Source organism: Arcticibacter pallidicorallinus (assembly GCF_003002875.1).
Taxonomy (GTDB): Bacteria; Bacteroidota; Bacteroidia; order Sphingobacteriales; family Sphingobacteriaceae; genus Arcticibacter; species Arcticibacter pallidicorallinus.
Genome location: NZ_PVTH01000010.1, coordinates 63,433 through 83,038 on the forward strand (window position 1 = coordinate 63,433; position 19,606 = coordinate 83,038).

At 44.2% G+C, this 19,606-nt stretch carries 13 protein-coding genes; 7 read left to right on the forward strand and 6 right to left on the reverse strand.

Annotation, left to right across the window (positions count from 1 at the left end; all coding sequences use genetic code 11):
• The first annotated feature begins 23 nt into the window (after window positions 1-23).
• From B0I27_RS14560 to B0I27_RS14575, 4 genes are all read left to right on the forward strand, one after another.
• The gene (locus B0I27_RS14560; protein WP_106294645.1) at window positions 24-1,001 is read left to right on the forward strand and encodes a FecR family protein; all 978 of its coding nucleotides are present in this window, start codon (window positions 24-26) and stop codon (window positions 999-1,001) included.
• Window positions 1,002-1,222: 221 nt separating this feature from the next.
• Entirely contained in the window at window positions 1,223-4,627 is a 3,405-nt protein-coding gene (locus B0I27_RS14565; RefSeq protein WP_219905029.1) for a TonB-dependent receptor, read from the forward strand.
• A 24-nt stretch (window positions 4,628-4,651) separates the two neighbouring features.
• Complete coding sequence (locus B0I27_RS14570) at window positions 4,652-6,625, forward strand: RagB/SusD family nutrient uptake outer membrane protein (protein WP_106294649.1); 1,974 nt, start codon at window positions 4,652-4,654, stop codon at window positions 6,623-6,625.
• A gap of 168 nt (window positions 6,626-6,793) precedes the next feature.
• Window positions 6,794-7,534 carry a ThuA domain-containing protein gene (locus B0I27_RS14575; protein WP_106294651.1) on the forward strand — a complete coding sequence of 247 codons (741 nt, stop codon included), beginning with the start codon at window positions 6,794-6,796 and terminating at the stop codon, window positions 7,532-7,534.
• Between the two features lie 63 nt (window positions 7,535-7,597).
• Here B0I27_RS14575 and lpdA read toward each other — a convergent pair whose 3' ends face one another.
• The 5 genes from lpdA to B0I27_RS14600 all read right to left on the reverse strand — a co-directional run bounded on the left by lpdA (window position 7,598) and on the right by B0I27_RS14600 (window position 16,305).
• The gene (lpdA, locus tag B0I27_RS14580) at window positions 7,598-9,001 is read right to left on the reverse strand and encodes a dihydrolipoyl dehydrogenase (protein ID WP_106294653.1); all 1,404 of its coding nucleotides are present in this window, start codon (window positions 8,999-9,001) and stop codon (window positions 7,598-7,600) included.
• A gap of 50 nt (window positions 9,002-9,051) precedes the next feature.
• Window positions 9,052-10,212, reverse strand: coding sequence for a hypothetical protein (locus B0I27_RS14585; protein ID WP_106294655.1), 1,161 nt, complete (start codon window positions 10,210-10,212; stop codon window positions 9,052-9,054).
• A 385-nt stretch (window positions 10,213-10,597) separates the two neighbouring features.
• Window positions 10,598-12,145, reverse strand: a complete 1,548-nt coding sequence (gene odhB, locus B0I27_RS14590; protein ID WP_106294657.1) for a 2-oxoglutarate dehydrogenase complex dihydrolipoyllysine-residue succinyltransferase — start codon at window positions 12,143-12,145, stop codon at window positions 10,598-10,600.
• A gap of 19 nt (window positions 12,146-12,164) precedes the next feature.
• A complete protein-coding gene (locus tag B0I27_RS14595; protein WP_106294659.1) occupies window positions 12,165-14,957 on the reverse strand; it encodes a 2-oxoglutarate dehydrogenase E1 component in 2,793 nt (930 codons plus the stop codon).
• A 97-nt stretch (window positions 14,958-15,054) separates the two neighbouring features.
• On the reverse strand, window positions 15,055-16,305 hold the full coding sequence (locus B0I27_RS14600; protein WP_181276795.1) for a deoxyribodipyrimidine photo-lyase: 1,251 nt from the start codon (window positions 16,303-16,305) through the stop codon (window positions 15,055-15,057).
• 237 nt (window positions 16,306-16,542) lie between these two features.
• Between B0I27_RS14600 and B0I27_RS14605 the strand changes: the two genes are divergently transcribed.
• The gene (locus B0I27_RS14605; RefSeq protein ID WP_106294663.1) at window positions 16,543-16,971 is read left to right on the forward strand and encodes a CBS domain-containing protein; all 429 of its coding nucleotides are present in this window, start codon (window positions 16,543-16,545) and stop codon (window positions 16,969-16,971) included.
• 3 nt (window positions 16,972-16,974) lie between these two features.
• On the opposite strand, the gene B0I27_RS14610 is transcribed toward B0I27_RS14605, so the two are convergent.
• Complete coding sequence (locus B0I27_RS14610; protein ID WP_106294665.1) at window positions 16,975-17,307, reverse strand: (2Fe-2S) ferredoxin domain-containing protein; 333 nt, start codon at window positions 17,305-17,307, stop codon at window positions 16,975-16,977.
• A gap of 37 nt (window positions 17,308-17,344) precedes the next feature.
• Between B0I27_RS14610 and B0I27_RS14615 the strand changes: the two genes are divergently transcribed.
• The gene (locus B0I27_RS14615) at window positions 17,345-18,256 is read left to right on the forward strand and encodes a TIGR01777 family oxidoreductase (RefSeq protein WP_106294667.1); all 912 of its coding nucleotides are present in this window, start codon (window positions 17,345-17,347) and stop codon (window positions 18,254-18,256) included.
• Complete coding sequence (locus B0I27_RS14620) at window positions 18,249-19,565, forward strand: cryptochrome/photolyase family protein (RefSeq protein ID WP_106294778.1); 1,317 nt, start codon at window positions 18,249-18,251, stop codon at window positions 19,563-19,565. The genes B0I27_RS14615 and B0I27_RS14620 overlap by 8 nt, the downstream gene beginning before the upstream one ends.
• The last annotated feature ends 41 nt before the right edge of the window (window positions 19,566-19,606 follow it).

Sequence of the window (19,606 nt, forward strand, 5' to 3'; positions counted from 1 at the left end):
ACCAGTTATAACCTTAGAGCCTAATGAATATTTCACCTGAGCTTATTAATAAGTATTTGAACCGCGAATGCAGCCCTGAAGAGGAGCGACTTGTGCGGGACTGGTATGACTCTTTTGATAGCAAGGAAGAGCCGGCTGAATTGCTAAATAGCGATCAACGGGATTCTATCCGGAAGCGGATACTTGAGAATGTACGGTCGGAAATCAGCAGGAACGAGGAGGGCGTGAAAGTGGGTGGTTCCAGCCGCCGTTTTTACTATGCCGTTGGATTGGTTGCGGCTTCTTTGATTATCGCATTTTCTGCTGTTAACCAGATACTCTTAAAAGATTCGGCCGCTGAGACAATTGAAACCGTTGTTATTACTAACAATACTCATATACTTAAGAACCATATTTTACCTGACGGCAGTAGCCTCTGGCTTGAGCCGGAGACAACTATACGGTATACTCTTCCATTTGTTAACAAATACAGGAAAGTATCGATGAAGGGAGAGACTTTTTTTGATATTAAGCGGGATACCCTCCACCCGTTCATCATCCACACGGAACAATTCGACACACGTGTTCTCGGTACCAGTTTCAGTATCCGCGCAAACGGGAAAGATCCGTCAAGACTATCTGTGGTATCAGGAAAAGTGTTTGTGTATGCTCCATCACCAAGGAAGAGTCAGACTGAAGGGTTGTATGTATTGCCAAAGCAGAAAGTTATTTATAAAGAAAACAAGAAGCAGTTAGAGAAAAGCAACGGCACCGAAGCTGCACTCCGGATCTGGGATCGCAAATCGTTCGTATTTAACAATGCACCGGTGAGTGAAGTGCTGGACGTATTGCGAACCAACTTCGACGTGAAAGTCACAATAGACAATTCGTTGGTAAACGACTTAACATTAAACGCTGATTTTACCGGACTTAACCTACCTGTTATACTGGAGTTGATGAACAAATCTTTGAATATAAACCTTGGATTCGAAGATGAGACGATCATTCTCAGTGAAGAATAGTCATCTATTAATTATAAACCTATTGTATATGATCTAAAAACTCAACCAAACTAACCAGTAAAAAAGGCTAAGAAGTGTGTGGGCACTTCTTAGCCCAAAACCAATCATGAAAACATGTGCACGTGTAGTGCATAGGGTTTTTATTGTCTCATTTATAGCTAAATAAAACAATTAAAAGTATGAATTTTTATTTACACCCTTCCAAAGACTTTTGGTACATTATGAAGATTACACTAAGTCAGTTGATGGCGTTAATGATCTTTTGCTGCGTTACTTACGCGGCTCCTGGCAAAGCTCAGGGGGTATTGAACAACCCGGTGAAGATCCACTACACATCTGCAAAATTGAAAAAGGTTCTATCAGGGATTGAAAAGTCAGCCGGTGTTAAGTTCGTTTATAGCGAGAACATTATTGATGCGAGCCAGGAGGTTTCCTATTCTGCTGATTCTGAGATGCTATCGGAGGTTTTGGCTGATCTCTTTCAGAACAGAGGTATCGCTTATGAGGTAGTCAACGATCAGATCGTTCTGAATAAGGCTGCGGATAAGTTGACCGCTGGAGTTGTTGAGCTTTCTTCAACGGGCCTGAGAAGCACAGCAGCTGCTGACATCACCTTAACGGGGAAAGTCACTGACGATAAAGGAGAGTTGCTTCCCGGCGTCAGTATCAAAATCAAAGGAACAAATATTGGAGTAGCAACGAGTGTAAACGGCTCTTATTCTTTAAGAGTTCCGACTGCGAACGTTAATGGAACGCTGGTAGTGTCTTATATGGGTTTTACGACCAGGGAGGTGCCGATTAATGGCCAGACAAGAATTGACATCGTATTGAGCGAAGATGTAAAAGCGCTTGATGAAGTGGTTGTAGTTGGCTACAACATCGTGAAAAAGTCTGACGTTACAGGTGCAGTTGTGAGTGTAGGAGCTGAAGAAATTCGGTCAAGGCCTGTGCAGAATGCGCTGCAGGCAATGCAGGGCAAGGCTGCGGGGGTAGATATTACGTCTAATGAGAGACCTGGTGAGATGGGAAGAGTACTGATTAGAGGTGCCCGTTCCCTAACCGCAACGAATGACCCACTATACGTAGTTGATGGAATTCCTTTGGCTGCCGGAGGTATCGAAGCCATCAACCCCAATGATATAGAAGCGATCGACATCCTAAAAGACGCTTCAGCAACGGCAATCTACGGATCAAGAGGTGCTAACGGTGTAGTATTAGTAACAACAAAAAAAGGTAAATCGGGAAGTCTTTCCCTTAACTATGTAGGCACTTCAACAATTGAAAAGATGTACGACCGCACAGTGATGATGAACTCAGCGGAGTATATTGACTTCAGACGGGACGCTTACCGTCGCTTGCCTGCGTCTAACACGAATAAATACCCTGAAGTAGCAACAGAAGCAGCAGATCGCCGAATTTTCGGAGGGGATGAATATGCATTGAACAACGTGCTCAAGGGATGGCAAAACGGCACATGGGATGGTAGTCTTGTGCCAACTACTGACTGGACCGGCCAAATGCTTAATACGGGTCTGACAGTAGACCAAACACTTAGTGCCAGTGGAGGTACTGAAACTTTGAAAGGTTACGGTTCTTTTGGCTATTTGTCTCAGGAAGGCACCCAACTAGGACAAGATTTTGAGCGCTTCAGCGGCAAGTTCAGTGCTGAAGTGAAACCTACAAGTTGGTTTACATTCGGCGGCAATCTGACGGCTACTTACGGAATTCAGAATTACGGATTTGCGACGTCAAACGTAACCGGTCCCGGAAATCTCTACTTTGCAGCCCAGGGAATGCTACCATATACCGTACCCTTCGATGATAACGGCAACAGAATCAACCTTCCCGGCGGAGATATCAACATTCTGAACCCGGTTGGTGAAGATGTTTTCAACGTGAATGAGCGTAAGACATTACGTACCCTTGGAAGCCTTTTTGCTGAGGTTGACCTTTTTAAGGGCTTAAAATATCGCGCTAACTTTGGTCCGGACTTCTACAACTGGAAAAATGGCCGATGGATGGATGAAAATTCCATCAACAGAGGCGGCGGCGAACCAGGTTCTTCCAACTTTGCGCGTTTGGATCAAACGTCCAGACTTGCGTGGACAATGGATAACCTCCTTTACTACAATAAGTCCATCGCCAAGCATAATTTCGGTGTGACCTTATTACAAAGTGCTACATCATACAGAGAAGAAACATCGACCATGACTGCTACTGATCTTCCATGGAACTCGCAGAAGTGGCATCAGCTGAACTCCGTTAGTGAGCTAGATGACTTTGGGAGCGGATTGACCGAAAGAACTTTATCGTCTTACATGGCTCGTGTAAATTACGATTTTAGTAGCCGCTACTTGTTGACGGCTTCAGCTCGCTGGGATGGAGCTTCACAGCTTGCCGACGGTCACAAATGGGACTTCTTCCCCTCAGCCGCCCTTGCCTGGAGGATGGATCAGGAAGATTTCCTGAAGAATACACGTTGGATAAATATGCTGAAGTTGCGCGTTGGGGTAGGTAGTACCGGTAATTCGGCCGTTCGCGAATATTCAACCAGAGGTGCCGTTGAAACCTTATATTATACATGGGGTCCAGTGGTACAACCAGGATATGTTTCTTCCGATGCATCACTGGCAAATCCTATCTTGATGCCCAACCAGGATCTGGGCTGGGAACATACCACGCAATGGAACCTTGGAGCTGACTTTGACTTCTTCAATGGGCGAGTAAGTGGTGCGGTCGACATCTATACTTCCAGAACTACTGATTTGTTAATGGAAATGATTATACCGGGTATCACCGGATACACCAAATCCTTAGTCAACATAGGTGTATCTGCTAACCGGGGGGTCGACGTTTCATTAAACACCGTTAACATCAAAAAGCGTGACTTCACCTGGACATCGAACCTAAACTTCTCGGCTAACCGCGATAGAATTGTTGAGTTAGCTAATGGCAAGGTAGATGATATTGGTAACGGTTGGTTCATCGGAAATCGTCTGACGACCTATTATGACTATGAAAAACTGGGCATATGGCAGGACACCGAGGCCGACAGAGCTGAAATTGCCAAGTTTCAGGCAAATGGAAACCTTTTCGTTCCAGGGGACATCAAAGTTGCAGACCTGAATGGCGATTATAAAATTAATGCAAACGACGACCGTAAGATCGTTGGAGGAGCAAATCCTGACTGGACTGCGGGTCTAACGAATACCTTCAATTACAAGAATTGGGATCTCTCTATCTTTATGTATTCAAGATGGAACTTCACAATCAGAACCGGACAAGAGTCTCTACAGGGACGATTTGCCCAGAGAAAAGTTGATTACTGGACTCCAAGCAATCCAACAAATGAATATCCGGCTCCAAACTATAACAGCGCTGCCGGGGATCCATACAGAAGTTCCATGAACTACCAGGATGCGTCATTTATCAAAATAAGGAATATCTCTTTAGGATATAACCTGCCTGAAGCATGGAACAAGAAACTTCGCTTGTCGAACGTAAAGCTATACGCTCAGGCTTTGAACCCTGGCTTGATATATTCGAAAATCGACTGGATCGATCCGGATTTAGGTGGTTCAACTTTCAACAGAGGATTTGTATTTGGATTGAATGTTGGATTCTAGGTGGTAATTTTTAAAGGATAAATCATGAATAAGATATCAAAAGTAATATATAGTATAGTATTGGTAGCAGGATGTTTGGTACTGCCCAGTTCCTGCAAAAAAGATTTCCTGAAAGAGGAACTTATTACATCCAGGAATACAGGCGATTTTGAAACACAGGATGGATTGGATGGACTTGTGATTGGGATGTATCAGGGCTTGAAGTTCCACTTTAATTATGAGTGGGCTTATACAACGACGAACTATGGAGCAGATGAGTTTGCCGTCGGCGGAGACAGAGGCATGCAGATGTGGAACTCTTACGATGCCAACTTAAATTCGTTGACGGCGCATGTGACCGACGTATGGAATAACATGTACGGCAATATCAATTCTGCCAACATCGTGATTCAAAATGTTCCTAAGTTTTATAGCGATAATGCAGATAAGAATACTCGTCTTGGTGAGGGGCACTTTATGCGGGCATTTGATTACTTCAAGCTAGTGAAGCAATACGGAGGCGTTCCATTAAAGCTCATTCCATCTACGACCGTAGAGTTTGAATTTCAAAGAAATACGGCACAGGAAGTGTATGAACAAATCATCAGCGACTTTACCGCCGCCTATGAACTTCTTCCCACCGCACCTGCTCAAACAGGAAGAATCACCAAGTGGGCTGCAGCTCACTTCCTCGCTAAGGCCTATCTTTTCAGAGCAAGTGAACTGTATAGTGAGTGGAATGGCGCAACAAAACAGAGCGATCTGGAAAATGCAGTTAAATACGCAGACCTCGTAATCAACAGTGGTCAACACACTTTGGCTAACAACTTCCGTGAGATTTGGGAATATACCAAGCCTGACGGGCCCAATGAAACGTTGAAGGAAATTATTTTGGCTGCACAGTTCTCTGAAAATACAGCCACACAAGGCAGGTACGGCAACCAGGTTCATTTATATTATCCATCGGTGTACCAGAACCTGGCGGGTATGCAACGCGACATCCCTGGTGACCGGGAATTTCAGCGTTTACGCTCTACAGACTACGCACTCGATGTGTTTGATCGGGTCAACGATTCAAGGTTCTGGAAAAGCTTCAAGACGAGATATCTGAGCAACAGACCTGCCGCAGCTCCTAAGTGGGAGAAAGCCTATGCTCCTACTCCTGCGTTGGAAAACCAACCGAAATTTGCCGGTGGCGAGGAATCTATCCTGTATATTGTCAATGACGCCGGCGACGCCCGCTACACCGCGGAAAGTATCAAGTTCAGGGCCCCACATATGTTCGTGAGATACTTTGCAGGTCAGCCCGAGAATATGTTAGGCGGACATGGCAACTATGACCCGAGCCGCTTTGTTGCTCTTTCCAAGTTCATGGATGGATCAAGAATAAACGTAGCTTCACAGTTTGGCATGAGAGACGGCATACTTGCACGTCTGGCAGAAACCTATCTCATCGCAGCAGAAGCTTACGGTCGTCTCGGTCAATATGCACAAGCGTTGACATACATCAATAAGGTTCGCGACCGTGCAGCCTATAAAGAAGGCGAAGACCGTGCAAGTTATGCAGATGGTGGAGTTGCATATAAGAACAATACTGCCGCCAACACTGCGCAATTTGTTTCGTATTCAGATAAGAACACCTATTACGAATCAAACAATATTCCTGTTAGTACGGCAGCAACGCTCTCAAATATGCACATCAACAGTGTGGACGAAATTTTTAATAAAAATAATGAGTTCTATACTAAAGTCGGGGCAACATCGAATGAACAGAAGTTTATCAACTTTCTGTTGAATGAGCGTTCAAGAGAGCTAATTGGAGAATTAATGCGATGGGAAGATCTCGCCAGAACCAAAACGCTTGTCGCTCGTGCTACAGCGTTCAATGAGGAAGCAAAACCCGATCCAAATAAGCACTACTATCGTCCGATACCGCAAAACTTCCTGGACGCTATAAGGAAGGACGGAAAACCTTTAACTGCGGCTGAAAAGCAGGCAATGCAGAATCCTGGCTGGTAATCATTACTGACATCATTCGTCCTGAAGGCTGCCCGAAATTGGGCAGCCTTTTTCATTGAGTTCCGGGGCGCTCCTGAGAAAAAGTGATTTATTCAAGTCCAAATCACTAAGTTCATACGAATATGGACCTTAAAGTAATTGTATTATATTTAAGCTACAGTTTTCTATATGATTAAGAAATCAACATTATTGATAGCCGTGCTCCTGACGATTTCCACATCGTATTCTTCTTTTGCACCTAAGCAGGGTGTCAAGAAAAATGCTCGTGTTCTTGTCTTCTATAAAACCGCCGGGTTTTATCATACATCCATACCTGCCGGAATTCGTGCACTGCAAACGCTGTGTCTGAATAATAATTTGGAGGTAGATACGACTGCGAACTCCGGGATATTTACATCGGCTGACTTAAAGAAATATGATGCAGTGATCTTCCTGAATACAACGGGCGACATTTTGAATAATGCAGAACAGCGAGAATTTGAGAATTACATCCGATCGGGAAAAGGCTTCGTTGGCGTTCATTCTGCAACTGACACCGAATCCTCCTGGCCCTGGTATAATAAACTGGTAGGTGCCTATTTCGCTGATCACCCTGAAATACAACCGGCTACTATACACGTTACAAAGGAAAGTCATCCATCAACGAACTTTCTACCGAATGTGTGGCAACGAAGAGATGAATGGTACAACTTCAAAGATATTTATGAAGGAATAAACGTGCTGGCTGAACTTGATGAAACAAGCTATACGGGAGGTAAAAACGGGAAGAACCATCCAATTGCCTGGTATCATAATTTTGATGGGGGGAGGTCATTCTACACTGCAGGAGGACATACAGACGAGAGCTATTCTGAACCACTTTTCCTGAGACACATACTTGGAGGAATCAAATACGCCATAGGACAGTAAACAAAAAAGGCTATCCCGTAATGTGATAGCCTTATGATATAACGCAATACCTAAGCGGATCGCTTAAATATGTATAGCTCTATTTTCGGTTGCAGCAAGAGCTGCTTCTTTGAAAGCTTCTGTATAAGTTGGATGAGCATGGCTGATCCTACCAATATCTTCTGCCGATGCTCTAAATTCCATGGCAACAACGGCTTCTGCGATCATATCAGCAGCCCGGGGACCGATGATATGAACTCCAAGAATCTCATCAGTAGTTGAGTCCGCAAGAACCTTTACTAACCCGTCGGTATCCATACTTGCACGCGCGCGGCCGCTAGCTTTAAATGGAAACGATCCCACTTTGAATTTTGAGCCTTTTTGCTTTAATTCTGCTTCTGTTGCCCCTACACTCGCCACTTCAGGCCATGTGTATACAACGCCAGGAATTAAGTTATAATTGATATGAGGCTTTTGTCCGGCAATCGTTTCAGCAACGAAAACCCCTTCTTCCTCCGCCTTATGAGCAAGCATTGCGCCTTTAACAACATCACCGATCGCGTAGATCCCTTTTACAGAGGTTTCCAGGTGCTCGTTTACTGAGATTTTCTTTCCCCGGTCTTCAACCTGAAGGCCTATCTTCTCAAGGCCCAGACCTTCTGTGTAAGCTGTTCTACCTACAGCTACGATACAGTAGTCGCCCTCAAGACTGATAGTTTCCCCTTTCGGACTTTCTGCCGTAACTGTGACCTTTTCACCTTCGACCGTTGCACCCGTAACCTTGTGACTCAGCAAGAACTCAAAACCGATTTTCTTGAGGGATTTTTGAAGCTCTTTGCCCATAGTACTGTCCATCGTCGCAATAATGGAGTCAAGGAACTCCACGACAGTTACCTTAGCACCCAGCCGCGCATAAACAGAGCCGAGCTCCAAGCCAATCACTCCCCCGCCAATAACGATAAGATGTTTAGGAATTTCTGTTAGATTTAAGGCTTCTGTAGAGGTAATAATTCTCTTTTTATCGATAGGAAGGAAAGGAAGTGCTGTCGGCTTCGATCCGGTTGCAATGATTACATTTTTTGAAGTAATCGTCTCCGCCGAACCATCGTTCTTTTTAACAACAATAGTGTTTTTATCCTGAAAAGATCCAACACCGATATGGGACGTAATCTTATTTTTCTTTAATAAATAGGTGATACCTGAGGTATTTTCCTGGACAACCTGGTTCTTTCTGGCAATCATCTGGTTAAGATCCACTTGAAGATCTTTCAGATTTATGCCATGCGTTTGGAAGGTATGAGCAGCATTATAAAAATGTTCGGACGAATCGAGTAGTGCTTTTGAAGGAATACAACCCACATTAAGGCATGTACCACCAAAGGTTTCGTATTTTTCAATGATAGCGGTCTTGAGTCCTAGCTGGGCGCAACGAATAGCGGCTACATATCCGCCAGGGCCGCTACCTATCACTGTAACATCGTATTGCATAGTTGAGTTTGTTTACTACAAAGTTAAGGTTCCTGTGATGAAATTACGCATCAAATGAGGGGATGTCTTTTAAATTCTGCCTCCCTGTCGAACAAATAGCGATACGTGTGGTGTGTTTTATAAATCTTCGCGCCTATTTGCTCCGCAATGTGCATCATGCGGGGGTTAAAATCGCCGATCCAGTTCATCTGAACTTCCTCGTATGCCCGGCTCTTCAATAGCGCGTTTGATGCGGACACGATCATTGCCACTTCAACTCCTTTTTTCTGATGTTGGGGAATTACGCCAAAAACCAATCCGTACATTGTCTTGCATTTGCCGGTCAGCTTATTATACAGCAGACGAAGTTTAACCGGTAGGGTAAGTTTCCCGTTTGCGTATTTAACGAACAGTTGGTTTAATTCGGGAATACTGAGAAAGAAGCCTATCGGCTGACCTTTATGATAAGCAAACCATGCAATATCCTCATCAATTACTGGCTTCATCGACCGGATTGTCTTGTCAGCCTCCTCCTTTGTCATCTCTCCAATGCCTTCGTGATTGACCCATGCAGTGTTATAGACTGTCCGAAAGTCCTCAATAAAATCATCGAGTCGGGAAATATTTACAGTCCTGAACTCATAGTCGGGGTTTTTAAAGATTCGGTCTGCTACGGCATAATATACCTTATTAAGCTTTTCCATTACGTTACGGAGGTACGTATGCTGCTTGAAAAATACCTTAAACCCATAATCTTCGAAGAAAGACTGATAAACAGGCGAGTTATAATTACAGCAGTACGACGGAGGATGAAAACCGTCTACCAGAAGCCCCCACCATCTCTCTCTGCTTCCCAAGTTCACAGGACCATCCATTGCCTGCATATTTTTTGCCTTCAGCCAGTTGCGTGCAGCATCAAAAAGTGTAAATGCCGCCTCGCGGTTGTTTATACATTCGAAAAAACCCACATTTCCGGTAGGTTGATCGAATGTATAAGCAGTGTAACGATTAATAAATGCCGCTATACGCCCTATCGTTTGTCCCTTAGAATCACGGAGGATCCATCTTATGCAGTTTTCCGCCTCGTAGAACTTGTTTGTCTCGTTATGAAAGACAGACTCGACATCGTTGTCCAGCGGACGGATATAATTGGGGTCATTTTTATATATATACAAGGGAAATTGTAAAAACTCTTTGACATGAGCAGGATCTTTTACTACTACTAACTCCATTCAGAAAAGGATCTTAAAATTCACAAAATAAAACCATCACACTGTTGAAAATAACTTAAAATATCTGATATCTACAGAATTTCTTTATTCCGGTGTAACTTATATTTCGTAACTTTCGTCTAAATATAGCTACACACTTATTTATTTCCACCAAGTTCCGGGCGGTGCGGCCCGGAGCTTTCTTTTTTCAAAAAATTCAGGCATTAGCAGATACTGTCACCCCTGATACAAGCTGCCAAAATTTCGATACAGGTCACTACAGTATCAGAGATGGCGAGGACACTCCCCTTTAAACAAATGCTATATCACAAAGATAATTTTCTTCATTAACGAAAAAGAGACTGAATCGTTTAGAAACAGCCTCCTTTTTATTCTTGATTTCTCGTTAAACGCCTAATAGAAGTCTAGCGGGATCTTCCAGTAATTGTTTTACTCTTACGAGGAAGCTCACCGATTCCCTGCCATCAATAATACGATGATCATAAGACAAGGCGATATACATCATTGGCCTTATAACAACCTGACCTTTTATAGCTACCGGTCTTTCGACTATGTTGTGCATTCCCAGAATGGCAGATTGAGGAGCGTTGATAATCGGGGTAGACATCATGGACCCGAAAACACCTCCGTTAGTGATCGTAAACGTACCACCTGTCATTTCCTCGATCGTAAGTTTATTCTCGCGTGCTTTCAATGCTAAGCCCAACACGGCCTTTTCGATCTCAGCCAGGCTCATCGCATCCGCATTTCGTATAACTGGAACAACCAGTCCTTTTGGTGCCGATACCGCGATTGACACATCTGCGAAATCGCTATAGACAATCTCTTCATTCTCGATTCTGGCATTCACCGCCGGAAACTCCTTAAGACCTTCGCATACTGCTTTAGTGAAGAAAGACATAAATCCAAGACCCACACCGTGTTTCTCTTTAAACTTGTCTTTGTACTGAGCCCTAAGGTCCATAATAGGCTTCATGTCGACCTCGTTAAACGTAGTCAACATAGCTGTTTCGCTCTTGACAGCGATCAATCGTTTGGCAATTGTTTTACGTAAGGAAGTCATCTTGACCCGACGCTCATTACGGGATCCCGATGCAACCGCAGCCGGAGATGTTGCAGCTTCACTTTTCTTAGCCGCAGGCTGAGGAGCCGGCTTCTGAGCGTTCAAAGCATCCTCCTTGGTGATGCGGCCAGCCACTCCTGATCCTTTCACAGAAGCCCCGTCAATGCCCTTCTCAGCAAGGATCTTACTCGCTGATGGCGATGGCGTCCCCGCCGCATATCCAGGCGACTTGTCAGCCGCAGCCTTTGTCTCGCCTGAGTTATCAGAAGCTGGTGCAGCTGGCTTAGAAGCCGCAGGCTTACCTCCACCGGCAGCGATCTTACAAACCGTATCGCCAATAGCCAGGGTAGCCCCCTCTTCTGCTATATGGCTTAAAACCCCTGCTGTTTCCGCAGTAAGTTCAAATGTAGCCTTATCAGACTCCAGCTCAGCGATCTGTTGGTCCATTTCAACGGATTCGCCGTTTGCAACGATCCATCTTGATAACGTAACCTCGGTGATTGACTCGCCAACGGGAGGAACCTTAATTTCAATTTCCTTCCCGGCTTGCGCTGGCTTTTCATCAGATTCTTCATTGTCAGCAGCGGCAGGCGCCTCTGCAGGTGCAACCTCTTCAGCTTTTGCTTCAGACGCAGCGCCTTCTTCGATGGAACATACAACAGCGCCAATTTCAAGAGTATCCCCTTCCGCAGCGATCACTTTCAGTGTTCCTGCGGCTGATGCCGTTAATTCAAAGGTTGCCTTATCAGATTCAAGTTCAGCGATAACTTCGTCCATTTCAACATAATCACCATTATTCTTTTTCCATTGCGACAAGGTTACTTCTGAAATCGACTCTCCTACCGGCGGAACTTTGATATCTAAACTCATAATTTTTATTTTTTTACTTCTAATCTACATTTACCACTTTTTTAGTGGTTCTTATTACTGATTTCTTTACTTGTTTGCCGGCTGTATCCTCAAATGCTTTGCCTATGATGTAAAGCTGCTGAGAAACATGCTGCTTTGCATAGCCTGTAGCGGGGCTGCTGCTCTCCTTGCGGGAGATGACCTTCAAGTCGATATCAATATTTCTGAATTTGCGGCAAAGGAAAGGCCATGCACCCATGTTCTCAGGCTCTTCCTGTACCCAATAGTATTCGGCCGCTTTTGTGTATTTATTTTGAATAGCCTCAAGCTTCTTGATTGGTAGAGGATAAATCTGCTCCAGACGAACAATTGCCACATCCATACGCGAATCTGTCTTCTGCTTTTCAAGCAAGTCATAATAAATCTTACCAGTACAGAAAACGACACGTTTTACGTCTTCAGCCTTAACTTTCGTATCATCAATAACCTCTTGAAACTGACCATCGGTAAAATCTTCTATAGACGATACACACAATGGGTTTCTCAATAAGCTCTTTGGAGTAAATACAACGAGAGGCTTGCGGAAGTCGCGTTTCAACTGCCGGCGCAACATGTGGAAGTAGTTGGCAGGGGTTGTACAATTTGCAACCTGAATGTTATATTCCGCACAAGATTCAAGAAAACGCTCCATTCTTGCTGATGAGTGCTCCGGCCCTTGTCCTTCATACCCATGAGGCAATAACAAAACAACGCCATTCGACCGTTGCCACTTCGTTTCTGCACTGACCAGATACTGATCGAGTATAATCTGAGCGCCATTAACAAAATCTCCGAACTGGGCTTCCCAAAGGACCAGAGCCTGCGGATTGGCCAGCGCGTATCCGTATTCGAAGCCTAAAACACCGTATTCAGATAAGTGAGAGTTGTATATATCAAACTTTACAGGTTTGTCGCCATTCTTGATCTGCAACAGAGGAACAAATTCTTCTTCCGAATCTTCTACTTTAACCACAGCATGACGATGAGAAAAAGTTCCCCGCTCCACATCCTGACCACTAAGACGAACCCGGGAGCCCTCGCTTAGCAACGTTCCATAGGCAAGCAATTCGCCCATAGCCCAGTCAAGTGAATTATTCTTCACCATCTTTCTCCTTTCCTCAAAAAGCTTCTCAATCTTACGGAAAATCTTTTTGTCGGTTGGAAGAGTAGTGATGGTTTCGGCGATTGAGAGCAATTGTTCTCTGGAGACGGCAGTATCCGCAGACACTTCGAAATCTTCAGGATTAGAAGATCTTAAGCCTGACCATGAACCTGAATACATTGGGTTAGGTTCATAAACATTGCTCTGTTTCGACTCATTCAAACGCTCCTGCAAGAGGTTACGGAAATCTTTTTCCATTTCCTTCGCCAGATTGGCATCAACCGTACCACTTTCCATGAGTTTCTTGTTATAGATCTCTCTTGGATTAGGGTGCTTCTCGATAGCCTTATAAAGAAGTGGCTGAGTGAATTTTGGCTCATCCGACTCGTTGTGACCGTATCTACGATAGCACAGAATGTCGATGAACACATCATTCTTATATTTCTGGCGGTATTCCACCGCAATATTGATTGCATAGATCAGCGCCTCGACATCGTCTCCATTGACATGAAATACAGGGGAAAGCGTCAGCTTAGCGATATCGGTACAATAGGTCGAAGAGCGGGCATCCTTAAAGTTAGTGGTAAAACCAACCTGATTATTAATAACCAGGTGAATGGTTCCGCCGGTTTTGTAACCATCAAGCTTAGCCATCTGAAGAACTTCATATACGATACCCTGACCAGCAATTGAGGCATCCCCATGAATCAGTATAGGAGCCAGTTTCGTATTATCTCCGGCATATTTAAAATCTATCTTGGAACGACTGATTCCCTCAACAATGGGATCAACAGTTTCCAAATGCGAAGGATTCGGACACAAGCTAAGATGAACCTTTCTCCCCGACTTAGTTTCCACATCAGTAGAGAAGCCCAGGTGATATTTTACATCCCCACCGTATGACTTCGTTTCATCATATCCCTTACCTTCAAACTCAGCAAAGATATCCTTGTAAGTCTTGTTCATGATATTAGCGAGAACGTTAAGACGGCCACGGTGTGCCATTCCCAAAACAAACTCCTCGATACCAAGATCAGCACCCCGCTCAATAACATAATCCAAAGCAGGAATAAGACTTTCCGCCCCTTCCAGAGAGAAACGCTTCTGCCCTAAAAACTTCGTTCCAAGGAAATTCTCAAATACAACTGCCTCGTTAAGCTTTTTAAGAATCCTCTTTTTTGTATCCAGAGGAAGGTTCGGGGTATTACGCTCCGATTCCATTCTTTTCTTAAACCAGGCCACCTTTTCCGGGTTCCGGATATAAACAAACTCGGCACCGATAGACTGGCAATACGTTTGTTCAAGCAAGGCATGTATATCCCGAAGTTTTGCGGGACCAAGCCCTACCTCAACACCTGCATTGAAAACGGTATCCAGATCACCTTCGCTTAAACCAAAGGTTTCAAGTTCTTTTCCAGGAAAATATTTCCTACGCTCACGTACCGGATTGGTATTCGTAAACAAGTGCCCTCTCTGTCTGTAACCGTAGATCATGTTCATTACATTGATCTCCTTCAACAGATTTTGAGGTGTTTCAGAGGCACTAACAGGCTCCGACTCTCTTCCAAAATCGAAACCTTCAAAAAATTTCTGCCAGCCAAAATCTACAGATTCTGGATCTTCCTTATATGACTGGTACAGAGAATCTATATAAGATGCGTGTGCATTACTTAGGTATGACAGATTGTCCATGAATATCAAATCTTAAGATAGGTCAAAAATAAAAGTTTAACCTTATATATGAGAAAGTATTTACTCCTAATATTGTTTTTTAACATTATTAAAGACGTCATCCCGCTTCCAGGATCTCTAATCTACGTTTAATCTGCGGATCATGCATAATATCGTCAAAATTTTGATCTGCTCGCTTCCCGAAGGAAAAAATCCCCTGCGCCATTGCCCGCCGACCCCATGCTAAAGCAGGAGCAAAGCCGATAGCCTTTTCCTCAAAATAGGCGTATTCTACGGGCCATTTCAACTTCATCTTATTCATCATGCAGGAAGAAAGGAACAGTTCGCAGCGATCATTTACATGCCCGGTTTCATTTAGCTCCCTGATGCAAACGTCTACCAGAAGCTCCCCAGTGTTTCCTTCTCTCCATTTATTGAAGCGGCTTCGTTCGGCTGACGTCAGTTTAATCTCATCATTTAGCAAGGGCGAACCGTGCTTTTTTAGCATAAACCGGTTATAATCTCTCCAAAGCAACTCAGTGACAATTCGTACAGCCAGGTTAGACCTGACAGAAAGCTTGTCTTTGACCGTCCAGTAAACCATCCTTGGTGACAAACAGCCCAGCGACAACCAGGGACTGAGAATAGGATCTGGAGCCGGCTCTTTCGACGTCTCAGAAAGAATCAGTTGCATCAGGGCTTTTACACCTTCCCTTTCACCTCCAACAAGGCCAGTTTCTTCAACCGTCCCGCTCCGTTGGACACCAAGCTCTTCATGAACAGGCAGCGTTCCCCAATCGACATCATGAGGTACTTCCAGTTTCTCAGGAGCTTTGAAAGGATATCTAACGATACTTTCACGATCAATTTTTCTTTTGAAAGCTACGAACGTATTGGGAATATTTTTGATCGGGAAAGGAAGATCTTCCTTATGAAACAAGGTATGACCAATGAAGTGCTTCAAGTTGATTTTATCCTTCCACAGCATGGTTTCCACCATTCCCGATATAGAAGTCTCCTCTTCGGCGACCTCACGATGGTGATAAACTTCTGAAACCTTGTATCTCCGACAGAGGGCAGGCAACACATCCTCAGGCTTGCCCATCTGTATCAGCAGATCGCCCCCCAGGCGCTGTAAATCACTCTTAAGGGCGGCAATGCTCTGAAGCAAAAATTGCGTCCTTAAATAGCCGCTCTTTTGAGTTTCGTAACTGGTTTTTCCGAAATATCTAGGATCAAAACAATAAACTGGAAGCACATTTTCGCTTTTGGCTATTGCTTTTATAAGCATTTCGTTATCGTGAATTCTCAGATCATTTCGAAACCAAATTAATATGGTTTTTCCGCTCATAACCGTATCAAATGACATAGCATGCAATTTACTTAAAAAATCGCCGCTCATTTAAGAGCCATCTTTTTCTCTCAGGATCTTTACACCAATTTAACAAAATAAAGAGAATCAAGCACCTAGCTCAAATACTTTCTAAGGATGGAGTGCGAAAACAGAAAACAGATTAGCGATTATTTCGGGAACTGTAGATCGAAAGAAATAGGAAAGCCTTCTTTTTTTTAATTATTTAAGCTAAATTTAGGTAAAAGCCAAATTATGAAAGCAGTAAATGACATTCTCAAACAAAAATCGTCCCATGTTTTTTCGGTTAACTCGACCATTTCAGTCTTCGATGCGCTGATGGAGATGATGGAGAAAAACATCAGCGCCCTGCTTGTTGTGGATGACGGAAAGCTAACAGGTATCTTCACCGAGCGTGATTACGCCCGCAAAATTGCTCTTAAGGGACTCTCATCCAGACAAACAACAATAGCTGATGTGATGACGAAAGATCCTTTAACAATCAAACTAAATGATGATCTGGACTACTGCATGAACCTGATGACAGACAAGCACATCCGGCACCTTCCGGTTATTGAAGACGAAAAGGTTGTTGGGATGATCTCTATAGGGGATTTGGTAAAGGCTATAATCGAATCTCAGAAAGACACGATCAAGCAATTGGAAGGCTATATTAACAGCTAGCACTTAAGACTTAAGTGCTTTCAGCTTATCATAGTCCATAACAAGCCTGCTCACGACGCGGTCGTTTTCCAGATGCTCAGTTACGATCTCTTCAACGTCATCCAGCTGCACATGGGCGTAAAACACCCCTTCGGGGTAAACAACCAGCGCTGGTCCCATCTCGCATGCTTCCAAACAGCCAGTCCGCTGAGCACGTATTTCTACCTGAAGTCCCCTGTCTTTGATTAGCTTCTTAAAAGCAGCAACCAAAGCAAGCCCATGCAGCTCGCCACAACATACGCGCGAACCTTCAGGCCGTTGATTTGTGCAGATAAAAACGTGTTTTGAATACAGCATAAAAACAAATGTACAATTCTTAAGTTAAGATTTTACTATGTCTTTAACAGTTCTTATCACAGGTGCAAACGGACTAATAGGAGTTCCTCTTACCAAATTTCTTGTCTCGAAAGGCTATGTAGTTCGCACACTGAGCCGCAACCCTACCAATAAAAATGCTGCTGTTAAGGAGTTTGGCTGGGACATTGAAAATGGCAGCATCGACGAACGCTCTGTGGAAGGCGTGGATGCTATCATACATCTTGCCGGTGAAAATATCGGAGCGAAACCCTGGACCAATAAACGCAAACAAACAATCATCTCCAGTCGCACGAAGTCGCTTGAGCTGCTTGCCAGGGCGATAAGTACCGCTAAAAACGCAAGAGTCAAAACGTTTATATCCGCATCCGCTGTAGGCTACTATGGCGACCGTGAAGATGAAATTCTCACCGAGCAAAGTCACCCGGGAAAAGGCTTTCTGGCTGAAACCTGCGTACAATGGGAGCACTCTGCAGATTTGCTTGCAGCCTCAGGCCTCAGAGTCGTTAAATTACGTACCGGAGTAGTTCTTGCCAAAGAAGGTGGCGCACTGCCCAAGATCGCCTTCCCTATCAAATTAGGATTTGGAGCGGTCCTCGGTTCAGGCAAACAGTGGATGCCATGGGTGCATATACACGATGCCGTTCATGCCTATGCTCATGCATTGACTAACGAAGAAATGCAAGGCGTCTATAACTTGAGCAGTCCTCATCCCGTAACAAATAAGACCTTCACGGAAACTTTGGCGGCAATTCACAGAAAAAAAATCTGGCTTCCACATATTCCCGAACTAGCACTACGAATTGCTTTAGGTGAGATGAAAGCGATAGTGCTTAGCAGTAATCGTACTGATTCAAGCGAACTTCAAGCAAGCGGATTCGAATTCAAATTCCATTTCCTTCCCGAAGCATTACATGATCTTTATGGATAAACAAGTCGTTAATGTATTTTGGTTCAGAAGAGACCTGAGGATAGACGATAACACTGCTCTTTCAAAGGCCCTGCAATCGGGCCTTCCTGTACTTCCTGTCTTCATCTTCGATCCGCTGATTCTCGATAAGCTTGAAGATCGCGAAGATGCAAGGGTAAGCTTTATCTATAAATCATTGCAAGCCATAAACCAGCAGCTTAACAAACTAGGCTCGTCCCTCCTTGTACTACATCAGAAGCCTTTGGAAGCCTGGCAGCATCTCTCGAATATCTACCACATAGACACTGTGTTTACAAATTCTGACTATGAGCCCTATGCCAGATCAAGAGATGAAGCAGTAGCTAAGCTGCTAAAAAGTCGGTCAGTTAACTTTTCTGAATATAAAGACCATGTAATATTTGAGAAAGACGAAATCTTAAAGAGCACCCGGGAGCCTTATACCGTCTTCACGCCCTACAAGAATAAATGGCTGGAAAAGTTTTTAGCAGACGAGTACTCTCTTAAAAGCTCGACATCTGCAGCAGAGCGGCGGAACTTCTTTAAGTGCCGTTATCCCCTTCCCGATCTCGAGACGTTCGGGTTCAAGCCAAGTTCGCTCCAGATACCCGTCATCAAGTATGAAAACATAAACAAGACCTACGCCGAAACCCGCGATATTCCTTCCATCGAAGGTACCGCCAGAACAAGCGTCCACCTTCGCTTCGGAACCATCAGCATAAGAGAAGTAGCCTCCCATGCACTTCAGAACAACGCTCATACATGGTTAAGCGAACTTATTTGGCGTGACTTTTACTTTATGATCATCTGGCACTTCCCAGAAACGGTAGATCATGCCTTTAAAAGAGCGTACGACAACATCCGATGGAGAAATGACGAACAGGAGTTTAAAGCATGGTGCGCTGGTAAGACGGGGTATCCTATCATTGATGCCGGAATGCGGCAACTGAACACTACCGGATGGATGCATAACCGCGTCAGGATGGTAACCGCCAGTTTCCTTTGCAAGCATCTTCTGATCGACTGGAGATGGGGAGAAGCCTACTTCGCAAAAAAGCTGCTCGATTACGACCTTGCAAGTAACGTTGGTGGATGGCAATGGGCAGCAGGAAGTGGCAACGATGCTGCTCCTTACTTTCGCATCTTTAACCCCGAGCTACAGATGAAGAAATTCGACCCGCAGCTTCGGTATGTGCGGCAATGGGTAAAGGAATACGATGATGCCTTCGCCTATCCGCAACCTATAGTAGACCATAAGGAGGCAAGGGCACGGGTCCTCACAGAATACAAAAGAGCACTCGCAGAACCCTGATTCACAAAAGATGATTTTCATCAATTTTAAAACAACAAGCC